Raw genomic sequence first — 12,086 nt, forward strand, 5'->3', positions numbered from 1 at the left:
CTATACGAACCTAAATATGATCACGAAGGAGATTGAACATTCAATGGAAAGACGTTTTGCATCCCATCCCAACGAAGTGAAGCAATTTGATACCGAGCGCCTGCGTAAGGAATTCCACATCCCTGTTATTTTTGCTCCGGATGAATTGAAGCTTGTGCTGACCCATGAGGACCGCATGATTGTGGGCGGTGCCCATCCTGTGAGCAAAGAGGTTGTGCTTACCACTGACCTGAAGGAGCTGGGAGTCACTTACTTCTTGGAACGCCGTGAGCTGGGTGTGATCAATGTCGGAGGCAAAGGGACCGTTGTCGTGGACGGCACTGAATACGAAGTTGATACCAAAGAATGCCTCTACGTCGGCCAAGGCTCCAAGGATGTCGTATTCAAAAGCGCGGATGCTGCCAAACCTGCCAAGTTCTACTTGAACTCTGCACCGGCCCATCAGTCCTACCCGACCACCAAAACCACGCTCGCCGAGTCTGAATCCGGCGCAATGGGCGGCTTGGAGAACTCCAATGAACGTACCATTCACCGCTTCATTCATACCAATGGTGTGCAAAGCGCCCAGCTCGTAATGGGTATGACTCAACTGAAACCGGGCAGCATGTGGAATACCATGCCTTCCCATACTCACCCGCGCAGGATGGAAGCCTACTTCTATTTTGATCTTCCGGACGATTCAATTGTGTTCCACCTGATGGGCGAGCCGACCGAAACCCGCCACATCGTGATGCATAACGAACAGGCCGTCATTTCTCCAAGCTGGTCGATTCACAGCGGCGTAGGTACTCATAACTACACCTTTATCTGGAGCATGGCCGGTGACAACAAAAGATATGATGATATGGACCCCGTCTCCATGAAAGAATTACAATAGAACTAAACATTTTCAGAAAGCTGAGGCAGACGGATGAACCCCATAAGACGGCACGAGATGATCATGGAAGTGATGCTGAACCAAAAAGATGTAACGGTGAATGAACTGAGCGACAAGCTCCAGGTCACCGGAAAAACAATCCGCGAGGATTTGAGCAAGCTGGAGGAGCAGGGACTTATTGTACGCGTCCACGGCGGAGCAGTGCTGGCGCAAAGCGACCAGTTCGGCATACTCCCTTCCAATGACCCGCTGGAGAAGTATTCCGAGGAGAAGACGGAGATTGCCCAACGTGCGCTGGCCCATATTGAGGAGAACGATATTATCGCCCTTGACGGTGGCAGCACGACCCTTGAAATCGCCCGGCTGCTGGAGAATATGCCGCTTACGGTGATCACCAACGATGTATACATCATCAGCGAGCTGGTTCCCAAAGATCGTATCCGTCTGGTTGTTCCCGGAGGCTACCGCGTCCGCAATATGCTGGCGGGCCCGGAAGCTGTCTCCTATGTACAGCAACTGAATATACAAAAAGCATTTCTTTCGGCGACAGCCGTGCATATCGAGCATGGTCTCTCCATCTATACCGGAGATCTGATCGAATTCAAGCAAGCATTGGTATCCACTGCCCGTAAGGTGTTCGCTGTCTGCGACCACCACAAATTCGGACATACGGCACTACGAACATTCGCTTCACTTCAGGAAGTGGATGTGATTCTGACGGATAAAGGGCTACCGGCCGAAACGGTAGAGTTGTTCCGCAGTGCTGGGGTTGCGATTGAATGCGGGGGTTAACGTTAGCAAGTCCACTTACACATTCTAATATTTTTAAAGGAGCGTAATTTAATATGTCTTCATCCCTTTTTAGTCTGGCAGGCAAAACAGCAATTGTAACCGGTGCAGCACAAGGCCTTGGACAAGGCATCGCTTTGGCCTTCGCAGAAGCAGGCGCGGATGTAGTATCCGTATCCCTGAACACAAGTGAGGAGACGGTTACTGCGGCCAAAGCCTTTGGGGTTAATGCCGTCAGCATCGAATCCGATCTTAGCGATCACTCTCAGCTGCAAAGTGTATTTGACCAATCGCTTGAACTGAACGGCCATGTAGATATCCTGGTGAACTGCGCAGGCATGATCCGCCGCACACCAGCCAAAGACCACAGCGAAAAAGACTGGTTCGACGTTCTCAACCTCAACCTGAATACTGTCTTCCTGCTGTCTCAAATTGCCGGCCGCCACTTCCTGGACAGAGGAACAGGCAAAATTATCAACATCTGCTCCATGCTCTCCTATCAAGGCGGTATTAATGTTCCAGGCTACACTGCAAGCAAACACGGTGTTGCCGGCATCACCAAAGCCTTGGCCAATGAATGGGCCGGCTCCGGCTTGAACATTAACGCCATCGCTCCTGGTTACATGGCTACGGAGAATACTGCTCCGATCCGTGCCGATCAAAGCCGTTCCGACTCTATTCTGGACCGTATCCCCGCAGGTCGTTGGGGTACTCCGGATGATCTTAAAGGACCGGCAGTCTTCCTGGCTTCCGCTGCTTCCGATTACCTGAACGGCCACATCCTGGCTGTTGACGGCGGATGGCTCGCGAGATAATACGTATTCACTCTTATATAGTGCAAAGGGATGCCTCAATAGAGGCATCCCTTTGTTTAGGTTCTGGGTACAAGTGAGCATGAGCGCTCAAGTGGACGCTCTGTACCGGGACCGTTTCTTCGGTCGCTGTACTCGCAAAAAACTCTCCAAATCAATGCCTACTATCTGCGGGCCCAACAACCCGCACCCGCGGGCCAAATCAAAGGTAAAATGCTTTCCACTTGGCCTGATCCGCACCCACTACCCAAACCAAAGGCAAAAATGCCTTCCACTTGGCCTGATCCGCACCCCAGTCGTCCTGTTTGTAGCTTACGTTTAACTGCAAACCTCCACTGTGAGTCCAATGTACAAACTTTGACTGCATTTTGTACATTGGAATTGGGATTTACAAGGCTATTTTTGGATTTGACTGCATTTTGTACATCAGGGAAAGCGAAAATAGCTCATTCTCTGAATTTCTAATGCACAAAATACACCATAACGCTGATTTGAGCCATCAAAAAGCGATTCTGCTGCACAAAATACATTTTATATACTAGCCGGGTCAAATGGCTCAGCCTCTAACTGCACGAACTCCTGCGGATGCGTGCGGATATAAGAGGCGATGTTTTGCAAGCTGACGGACGCAATCTCAGTGAAACGGGCAAACAAACTATTTACTGTAATGCGGAGCGCTTCGTCACGTTCCATATCGCTTAAAGACGCACTGCTCCACTCTTTTCCGAGCAGGGTATTTCTGGCCGCCAAAGCCTCTTGGGTCTCTTCAAGCATTCCAATCATGTTAGCATCGCCAAAAAAGCGTAAGCCCTCCATGACTCCGCTCCAGTAGCCGGGTAAATCCATCATGTAAGAGATCCAGGCATAATACTCTGCTGGCGAAGGTTTAGCATGATCATACATGACTCTGAACATACAAAGCGCCTTCTGACCCGGTGTCAGGTGTGAAATTACTTCGGTTTTGATCTCTGGAGATTTGCCGCGAATTCTCTGAAATGTGGGCTCCATACAAGCAGCCCCGAGCCGTTCATCAGTTAATCCTTTCCAATCCGTCTGATTCATGTGTACCAATGTCATTAAATTCCTCCTCTGAGGTCGCCCTCAGCCAGAATATACCAAACATTCCCTTTGAAGTCTATACGATTATGAAATCCCAACGTTCTGACAGCTCTCCTGAATTTCTGACTTATGATAGGCTTAATCTATCTCTCTTCGATCACCTATACAGGATACACAAAGGAGCTTATGCATGACTGACGAAATACTGACCATATTTGATGAAAAAGGCAATATTGCCGGGACCGCCCCCCGTGATGAAGTACATCGTCTGGGGCTGTGGCACGAGACTTTTCATTTCTGGCTGATCAGCCTGGAACAAGGAATTCCGTATATTTATCTTCAACTACGGAGCGAACAGAAAAAAGATTACTCAGGATTGCTGGATATTACGGCTGCCGGGCATTTACTGGCTGGAGAAACTGTGGAGGATGGCGTACGCGAGGTACAGGAAGAGCTTGGACTAGTAATCGCGTTCGATAAGCTGATTCCGCTTGGAACAATTCCTTACGAGATGACCCAGGAGGGAATCATAGATAAGGAACGGGCCCATGTTTTTGTATACCAGCAGTCTGTTGCTTGGGACGATTTTGCACTGCAGGAGGAAGAAGTAGCAGTTATGGTCCGGGCGGAACTGCATGACTTCCACGCCTTGTGGACAGGAATCAGCAATGAAATTGAGATTCAAGGCTTCCGGGTTAGCGGCTCAGGCGAGCGTATACAGATCAAGCAAACCGTTAACCGCGGGCTTTTTGTCCCGCATGAAATCGATTATTACGAGCGCGTCCTCACAGGAATTCAGGCGATCTTCCGCGAATAGTTTAAGCCTTCCAGTATAGTCAAAAAGACAGGACCCTTATCTCTAGGGCCCTGTCTTGTTCAAATATCTGTTAATTCCGTGTCTATACCTTGCGTTTCAGCATAACGAGTCCGTTCACCTCAAGATTGAGTACCTCCGGAGCCGCAGTGCCGGTTTCCAAATCCGTATATTCCTGATTGTCCAGAACTACTGTTTGTTCTCTGCCGCTGAAGTTCTGTACGAAGATATATTCCTGTTCGCCATCGGTCCGAAGCTGGGCGGTTACACCGGTAGGCAGCTCACAGTCCAATGTGCGGCGGATGCCTGCTTTGTCAGCTATGGCTGCATACAGATCCACGTAAAAACCTTGGTCTTTTACCCGTGTTGCCAAATGGTACGCCTTTCCTTCACCCAGACGGTGCAGCGTTAGTGCCGGCCGGCCCGCATAGAAGTCACTGCGGTAATGTCCCAGCGCCTCTGCCCCTTCCAGGTGAATCAGCTCTGCAATTTCGTGCGCGTCATATTCGCCGGTCAGCTTGAGGAAATTGCCGTCCTGCATCACCACACCATTCAGATCACGGCTGTGCAGGCCTTCGGTCTCCTCTGCCCAGATGCCAAGTGTTCTGCGCAGCGGACCCGGGAACCCGCCCAGATGGCAAAGATCCGTTTCGCCAACAACGCCTGACCAATAAGTCGCCAGGAAGGTTCCGCCCTGCTCGACGTATTTCTCGATTCTTTTGCCGTTCTCTTCCGTGATCAGGTACTGCATCGGGGCAATGACCAGCTTGTACGCGGACAATTCATCCCCTGAGCCGATGACATCCACAGGGATCCCCAGCTCCCAGAGGCCACGATAATGCTCAACCACCGTTTCCTCATAACGGAGACCCGAATTGCGGATACCCTGCGCGTCCTTGATTGCCCAGCGGTTGTCCCAATCGAAGATAATCGCCGTCTCCACTGGTGTAGTCGTCCCCACCACATCGGTTAGCCCGGCCAGCGTTCTGCCAACTTCCGCCACATCACGGAAGACACGAGTCTCCCCGTGACCGCTGTGGTCCAGCACAGCCCCGTGGAATTTCTCGCTGGAGCCGCGGCTTTTGCGCCACTGAAAATACTGCACAGAATCCGAGCCATGCGCGATCGCCTGCAACGAAGACAGCTTGTGCATACCCGGGCGTTTCAGCTTGCTTACACTCTGCCAGTTGGTCAGGGATGGCGTGCTCTCCATCAAGAGATACGGCTTATGCTTGAATGTCCGATACATGTCATGGTGAAAAGCAGTCCAGGCTGCCAGACGAGCATCGTCATCGTCCTCGGTGTAATGCCAATCCGGATAGGCATCCCAGGAGATGACATCCAGAATCTTGGCCAGCTCACGGTAATCCACACCGTCAATATTGTGCATGTTGGTGGTTATCGGCAGCTCCGGGTTATAGCTGCGGACGGAGTCAATCTCATGTTGGCAGAAATCAATCGTCCGTTCACTGACGAACCGGCGCCAGTCCAGATTGAGGCCATGAACCTGCGTCTCGCCATGGGGAGCCGGGGATTCTATCTGCTCCCATGAAGTATAGGTGTGGCTCCAGAACGTCGCCCACCAGGCATGGTTCAGTTCATCGAGGTTATGGTCATACTTCACTTTCAACCAGTCTCTGAAGGCGGTCTGACACAACTCACAATGGCATTCTCCGCCGAACTCATTGGAGATATGCCAGCCGATCACCGCAGGATGGTGGGCATAACGCTCCGCCAGCTTGCTGTTGATGAGAGCTGTTTTTTCCCGGTAGACCGGAGAAGTGTAGCAATGATTATGACGTACCCCATGCAGGTTGCGTACACGGTTGCGCTCTACGCGCAGCACTTCGGGATATTTTGCCGACATCCAGGCCGGACGGGAACCGCTTGGTGTAGCGAGGAAAGCGTAAATGCCGTTCGCTTCAAAAGAATCCAGCAGATTGTCGAGCCAACCGAACTGAAACACACCTTCTTCAGGCTCCAGCGATACCCAGGAAAAAATACCTACGGACATCACATTGCTGCCCGAAAGCTTCATCAGGCGAATATCTTCCTGTAGCACTTCCGGATATCTGAGCCATTGTTCGGGATTATAATCAGCACCATGCAGCATCACAGGCGCTTTGCTGCTGATTGGAGGTAACTTCTTGTTCATTTTGTATAATCATCCTTTTCATTCGGTGTCCATGAAGGAGTGGGACTAATCTCTGATGGAATTATTACAGATCTCTTGTCCATCTCATGAACTATCCTTTATACTAATCATCATAAAGGAAAACCCCAAACATCCAGTAGGATTATTTTAGCGATTGAATAGTACAAAATGAATATGAGGTGAATAACGATCCTTCCCTTTTCCTTGATAGAACTGCCGCGCGCCCCTGGTGCATTTCCCCTGTACCCCTATTCCGTGGGCAGACACATCCAGTACCATCATGTGCGGCAGTCCGGATTCCCTGTACATCAAGTATTTTTGATCCGCAGCGGCAGCGGGTTGTTCCGCGATCTGGAGAGTGGTGCGGAGACTATTCTGGAGCCGGGAATGGCTTTTGCTTTCCCGCCCGACCGGGGTCATGAATATTACCCGCGCTCCCACGAACCTTGGCATGTTGGATTCATCGGCTTTCACGGAAGCGCTGCGTTGCAAATGCTGGAGGAACTCGGCCTGCTTCCCTCCACCCCGTTCCGTCCGGAACGCTTTAGCGATTGCTGGGACGAGATTGGGGGAATCTGGCATACCGTCAACCAGCAGAATACCAGCCGCCTGGCTGAATCAGCCATGCAGGAGCTGTCCGTAACGACGTATCGGCTGCTTTTGATGCTGCGCCAATCAGATGCTTCTCCCGGAACCGTCAGCCGGCTGGAAACGGAGACCGTCCGCAACGAAGCGCTGAATAAAGCAGTTGGCCTCATCAATGAGCATTTCACAGAACCGCTGCTGATCTCCAATCTTGCCGGGGCTGTCGGCTATTCCGTACAGCATTTCCAGCGTCTCTTCGTACAGGAGTATGGTGTTACTCCGCATAAATATTTGCAGAATCTGCGTTTGCAGCGGGCTTTGCAGATGATCACGGAAGATTCGTCGGTAGCCGTACAGGATATTGCCCTCAATCTCGGGATGGAAACGAACTATTTTATCCGTGTCTTCCGCAATACCTACGGCTGCACCCCCGGAGTAATGAAGACCAGACTGCACGGAGAAGGCGAAAAGGTGCCTTCTGGGGCTCCATTTACGAATTAGGAGGAATTTATGAATGACAACATTATCCGAGATTAACTTTAGAGATCCTTTTATCCTTGCGTCAGCCCAGACCCAATTGTATTACCTCTTCGGGACCGCAGGCCAAACTGCCTGGAGCGGAACGCCAGAGGGGTTCGATGTCTATACCAGCCCGGATCTGGTGGAATGGTCGGGACCGTTCCCTGCTTTTCGTCCGGAACCCGGCTTTTGGGCCGATCATCACTTCTGGGCACCCGAGGTCCATGCTTATAAAGACAAATATTACATGTTCGCTTCCTTCAAAAGCGAGGGTATTCCCCGCGGAACACAAATCCTGGTCGCGGATGAACCCCAAGGACTTTACCATCCGAACAGTTCCGGTCCGGTGACCCCTGCAGGGTGGGAGTGCCTGGACGGGACCCTGTATGTAGATCAGGAGGGTCAGCCCTGGATGGTCTTTTGCCGGGAATGGCTTGAAGTGACCGATGGTGAAATGTATGCCGTCCGGCTGAATGAAGAACTGAGCGCAGCCGCAGGCGAACCCGTTCTGCTCTTCCGTGCTTCGGAAGCCCCCTGGTCGGTCGGCGGTACAGAGGGACAATATGTGACGGATGGCCCCTTCCTGCACCCGGGTCAAGGCGGTGAGCTGCTGATGCTCTGGTCCAGCGGCGGAGCAAGCGGCTATGCAATGGGCCTCGCCCGTTCAGCAAGCGGAAGCATCTGCGGCCCGTGGACCCAGGATGCCGAGCCGCTCTACGCCAAAGATGGCGGACACGGCATGCTGTTCCGCGACTTTGCCGGCAGACTGCTGCTGACGATTCATACCCCTAACCGCAACCCTGAGGAGCGCCCTGTGCTGCTGGAAGTGCAAGAGTCTTCCAGACAGCTGAATATTGGAGAATTGTAACGGGGGACCTCCTCTTCTACGACATTACACCGCAGCAAACTGGCTGCTGTACAAACCGGCATAATAACCGCCGCTAGCCAGCAGCTCGTCATGTGTGCCTTTCTCCACAATGTCACCATCCTTCATATAAAGGATGATATCCGACTCGCGGATGGTGGACAGACGGTGGGCGATGATGAAGTTTGTACGGCCGGCAATCATGGTCAGAAAAGCCTGCTGGATGCGTATTTCCGTCAGAGTATCGATACTGCTCGTCGCTTCGTCCAGGATCAGCATCGGCGGATCAACGAGCATAACACGGGCAATCGTCAGCAGCTGCTTCTGGCCTTGGGAGAGATTATCGCCAGAGCCGCGGACCACGGTATCATATCCGTCCGGCAGCCTTTTGATGAAGCTATGCGCATTGGCTGCCTTGGCCGCGGCAATAATGTCTTCTTCGCTGGCATCCGGCTTGCCATAGGCGATATTGTCGCGGATCGTACCGCCGTATAGCCATGTCTCCTGCAGTACCATCCCGAAATTGCGCCGCAGGCTGTCGCGGGTGAAGTGATTGATATTTACACCGTCTATCTTAATCGAGCCGCCATCGACATCATAGAACCGCATCAGCAGATTTACGAGCGTTGTTTTGCCCGCACCGGTCTGGCCGACGATGGCGACCCGCGTGCCCGGTTTCACTTCGAGACTGAAATCAGAAATTAGCGGACGCTCCAGGTTATAAGCAAAGCTTACGCGCTCAAATGTAATCCATCCGCGGGCTGTTGCCAGCAAGGCGGCATTAGAGTCCTCCGGCCGTTCCGGCTGCAAATCCAGAATACGGAAGATCCGCTGTGCCGAAGCCGTCGCAGATTGCAGCTGCGTAATCACTCCGGTGATTTCGTTGAACGGCTTGGCGAACAGATTGGAAAAGATCAAAAAGCTGGACAGGTCGCCTACCGTCAGATGATCCATAATCACCAGCGTGCTGCCGATAACCGCAATCACAGAGAAGGTGATGTTGTTAACCAGACGGGTAGTTGGTCCGGGCAGGGAACCGAAAAATTGGGATTTGACGCCTGTCTGATACAATGTTTCATTACGCTCCCTGAAATGCTGCAGGGAGCGTTCTTCATATAGACAGGTCTGAACCACTTTCTGGCCGCCTATGATTTCCTCGACATATCCGTTAAGCTCACCCATTATCTTCGCCTGCTCCCGGAACAATTGCTGGGAACGGATCGTAATGAACCGGGCCACCCCATACGAGGCCGGTGCTGACAACAGAACCACAAGGGTCATCAGCGGACTAATATAGAGCATCAGCACCAAGGCCCCGCCGACAGTAACGATACCCGTCAGCAAGGTGGAGAAGCCTTGCAGAAGCCCATCGGAGATGGCATCCATATCGTTGACAAAACGGCTGATGCTGTCACCCTGTGCATGATTGTCATGAAACCGCAGCGGCAGCACATTCAGCTGATCAAACAGCTCTCCCCGCAGATCATACACGACTTGGCAAGCCACCCGGTTCGTATATTGGGTCAGTAACCAGCCAAAGAACCCTCCAACCACGCAGACTGCCGCAAGAGCTCCCAGCAGACCAGTCAATGCGTCAAAGTCCACCCGACCGGTCCCAACCATTGAATCGACCGCACGGCCGATCAGCAGCGGGCTGGCCAGACTGGCGAGGACGCTTAATATAGCGCAAATGGCGGCACAAATGGCGGTCAGGCGATAGGGTTTGGTATATCCCATCAGTCTTGTCCATGTCTCTCTGGTGTTCATTGCAATGCCTCCTCACGGGCTAGCTGGGACAGGCAGATTTCCTGGTAAGGGGCACAGCTGTCCAGCAGTTGCTGATGTGTTCCGATACCGGCAATTTGTCCTTCCGCAAATACAATAATACGATCTGCTTGGCGGACTGTACTTACCCGCTGGGAGACGAGCAATACTGTCATATCCTCGCTGCTGTTCTCCTTTAATGCCCTGCGCAGGGCGGCATCGGTGGCATAATCAAGCGCACTTGCGGAATCGTCCAGGATAAGAATCTGCGGCTTAGCCACTACTGCACGGGCGATCGTCAGACGCTGCTTTTGTCCGCCGGACAAGCTGAGTCCCCCCCTCGAGACGGGAGTGTCCAGACCTTCGGGCAGCTTTGTGATAAACTCCTCCGCCTGCGCGATGGAGACCGCCCGCATCATTTCCTCTTCCGTGGCCTTCTCCTTACCCCAGCGGATGTTGTCGGCAATTGTGCCGGTGAAGAGTTGCGCTTGCTGCGGGACGATTCCAATCTTCTCCCGCAGCTGCCGGAGGGGATAGTCTTGGACATTCACACCATCCACCTTGACGTTGCCCTGGAGAGGGTCATAATACCGGGAAATGAGGTTGACAAATGTTGACTTGCCGGAGCCGGTACTGCCGATCAGACCTACAGTCTCCCCCCGCCTGATCTCCACCGAAATATCCTCCAGCGCCAGATCACCGGTACTGCTGTATCCAAAAAATACATGATCGAACACAATGGCCGGTAATCTCTTATCCGGCTGACGTACCGACACCTTTCCTCCATCCATAACTGACGACGATACTGCCAGCACTTCATTGATCCGCCTGGCCGAAGAAGAAGCTTTGGTAAAAATAATCACCAAATTGGAGACCACAATCAGCGCCAGCAATATTTGGGTGATGTAGTTGATAAAGGCAATAATTTCGCCTTGCGAAAGTCTGCCTTCATCAATATGGATTCCGCCGACCCACAGAATGGTGAGGATTGCCGCATTGATAACAAGGGTCGTGAGCGGACCGAGCCAGGCCGAGATCCGGCCAACCCGAATTGCAGTTCCGGTCAGATCCTCCGAGGCTTCATTGAAGCGTTGTCTCTCGGCCCGGCTTTTGGCGAATGCACGGATCACCCGGATACCCGACAGATTCTCGCTGAGCACAAGTGCAAGTTGGTCCAGCTTCTGCTGATACTTGTGGTAGAGGGGTGAAGTCCGCGAGATGATATAATACAGGATGATCCCAACTACCGGAGTTGCGGCAAGCAGGATTAATGACAGCCGGAAATCGAGGAGCATGGCCATCACGATGGCCCCGATACAAATAAACGGTGCGCGTATCACAAGCCTGATTAACATCGCCACAGCAAGCTGGAGCTGGTTGACATCATTGGTGATCCGGTTGATCAGCGAAGGGGCCCCTATGGCATCCAGCTCAGCGTAGGATAATGAGGAAATATGGCTGAACATGGTGTTACGCAGTGTGGTTCCAAACCCCTGAGAGGCCCGGGCCGCATAATATTGGCAGATCAGGGAGCAGCCAAACCCCAATCCGGCCATCAGGACCATCAGTCCGCCCATGCGTAATATGTACTCTGAATCATGCCGGGCAATTCCGTCGTTGATCATTAAGACAACGATCGTAGGCAACAGCAGCTCCAGAACCGCTTCCAGCAGTTTAAAAAGGGGACCCAGTATCGCTTCTTTACGATACGGCTTGAGAAACAGGAAAATTCTGAACAAGGGCTTCACATCCAACCTGATGAAATTTAAACATTTGAAATATTGATAAGGCCAGTTATGATTATGGCATACCTTCTTTCATATTAATAATATTGGTTTTGTATCCCT

General features: G+C 52.1%; 11 protein-coding genes. 6 read left to right on the forward strand and 5 right to left on the reverse strand.

From position 1 onward, the window contains the following. Positions 1 to 43: 43 nt before the first annotated feature. Genes kduI through kduD form a run of 3 tightly spaced genes read left to right on the forward strand, consistent with a single transcriptional unit; the run spans position 44 to position 2,481 of the window. Positions 44 to 877, forward strand: coding sequence for a 5-dehydro-4-deoxy-D-glucuronate isomerase (kduI, locus tag IEY53_RS12595; protein WP_189025367.1), 834 nt, complete (start codon positions 44 to 46; stop codon positions 875 to 877). Positions 878 to 910: 33 nt separating this feature from the next. Continuing rightward, on the forward strand, positions 911 to 1,669 hold the full coding sequence (locus tag IEY53_RS12600) for a DeoR/GlpR family DNA-binding transcription regulator (RefSeq protein ID WP_189025369.1): 759 nt from the start codon (positions 911 to 913) through the stop codon (positions 1,667 to 1,669). A 53-nt stretch (positions 1,670 to 1,722) separates the two neighbouring features. Further along, positions 1,723 to 2,481, forward strand: a complete 759-nt coding sequence (gene kduD, locus IEY53_RS12605) for a 2-dehydro-3-deoxy-D-gluconate 5-dehydrogenase KduD (protein WP_189025371.1) — start codon at positions 1,723 to 1,725, stop codon at positions 2,479 to 2,481. 199 nt (positions 2,482 to 2,680) lie between these two features. Here kduD and IEY53_RS35735 read toward each other — a convergent pair whose 3' ends face one another. Further along, positions 2,681 to 2,806, reverse strand: a complete 126-nt coding sequence (locus tag IEY53_RS35735; protein WP_268240771.1) for a hypothetical protein — start codon at positions 2,804 to 2,806, stop codon at positions 2,681 to 2,683. Between the two features lie 203 nt (positions 2,807 to 3,009). Further along, positions 3,010 to 3,555: a hypothetical protein gene (locus tag IEY53_RS12610; RefSeq protein WP_189025373.1), complete on the reverse strand. Its 546-nt coding sequence runs from the start codon at positions 3,553 to 3,555 to the stop codon at positions 3,010 to 3,012. A 172-nt stretch (positions 3,556 to 3,727) separates the two neighbouring features. On the opposite strand from IEY53_RS12610, the gene IEY53_RS12615 reads away from it, so the two are divergent. Next, on the forward strand, positions 3,728 to 4,354 hold the full coding sequence (locus tag IEY53_RS12615) for an NUDIX hydrolase (protein WP_189025374.1): 627 nt from the start codon (positions 3,728 to 3,730) through the stop codon (positions 4,352 to 4,354). Positions 4,355 to 4,436: 82 nt separating this feature from the next. Here the strand turns inward: IEY53_RS12615 and IEY53_RS12620 are convergent, their stop codons facing one another. After that, positions 4,437 to 6,506, reverse strand: a complete 2,070-nt coding sequence (locus tag IEY53_RS12620; protein WP_189025376.1) for a beta-galactosidase — start codon at positions 6,504 to 6,506, stop codon at positions 4,437 to 4,439. A gap of 255 nt (positions 6,507 to 6,761) precedes the next feature. Here IEY53_RS12620 and IEY53_RS12625 point away from each other — a divergent pair, with 255 nt between their 5' ends. Next, positions 6,762 to 7,592 (forward strand): helix-turn-helix transcriptional regulator, encoded by an 831-nt coding sequence (locus IEY53_RS12625; RefSeq protein WP_229696123.1) that lies wholly within the window; start codon positions 6,762 to 6,764, stop codon positions 7,590 to 7,592. A gap of 13 nt (positions 7,593 to 7,605) precedes the next feature. Beyond that, on the forward strand, positions 7,606 to 8,478 hold the full coding sequence (locus IEY53_RS12630; RefSeq protein WP_189025378.1) for a glycoside hydrolase family 43 protein: 873 nt from the start codon (positions 7,606 to 7,608) through the stop codon (positions 8,476 to 8,478). Between the two features lie 24 nt (positions 8,479 to 8,502). On the opposite strand, the gene IEY53_RS12635 is transcribed toward IEY53_RS12630, so the two are convergent. Both IEY53_RS12635 and IEY53_RS12640 read right to left on the reverse strand, forming a co-directional pair. After that, on the reverse strand, positions 8,503 to 10,242 hold the full coding sequence (locus IEY53_RS12635) for an ABC transporter ATP-binding protein (RefSeq protein WP_189025380.1): 1,740 nt from the start codon (positions 10,240 to 10,242) through the stop codon (positions 8,503 to 8,505). Next, the gene (locus IEY53_RS12640) at positions 10,239 to 11,978 is read right to left on the reverse strand and encodes an ABC transporter ATP-binding protein (RefSeq protein WP_189025382.1); all 1,740 of its coding nucleotides are present in this window, start codon (positions 11,976 to 11,978) and stop codon (positions 10,239 to 10,241) included. Before IEY53_RS12640 ends, IEY53_RS12635 begins: the two co-directional genes overlap by 4 nt. Positions 11,979 to 12,086: the final 108 nt, after the last annotated feature.

This window comes from Paenibacillus albidus, assembly GCF_014644435.1.
In the GTDB taxonomy this organism is placed as follows: domain Bacteria; phylum Bacillota; class Bacilli; order Paenibacillales; family Paenibacillaceae; genus Paenibacillus_AQ; species Paenibacillus_AQ albidus.

Coding starts and splice junctions, on each gene's coding strand:
- IEY53_RS12610 (WP_189025373.1), bottom strand. CDS start 3,555: ATGACATTGGTACACATGAATCAGACGGATTGGAAAGGATTAACTGAT.
- IEY53_RS12620 (WP_189025376.1), bottom strand. CDS start 6,506: ATGAACAAGAAGTTACCTCCAATCAGCAGCAAAGCGCCTGTGATGCTG.
- kduD (WP_189025371.1), top strand. CDS start 1,723: ATGTCTTCATCCCTTTTTAGTCTGGCAGGCAAAACAGCAATTGTAACC.
- IEY53_RS12600 (WP_189025369.1), top strand. CDS start 911: ATGAACCCCATAAGACGGCACGAGATGATCATGGAAGTGATGCTGAAC.
- IEY53_RS12615 (WP_189025374.1), top strand. CDS start 3,728: ATGACTGACGAAATACTGACCATATTTGATGAAAAAGGCAATATTGCC.
- IEY53_RS12630 (WP_189025378.1), top strand. CDS start 7,606: ATGACAACATTATCCGAGATTAACTTTAGAGATCCTTTTATCCTTGCG.
- IEY53_RS12635 (WP_189025380.1), bottom strand. CDS start 10,242: ATGAACACCAGAGAGACATGGACAAGACTGATGGGATATACCAAACCC.
- kduI (WP_189025367.1), top strand. CDS start 44: ATGGAAAGACGTTTTGCATCCCATCCCAACGAAGTGAAGCAATTTGAT.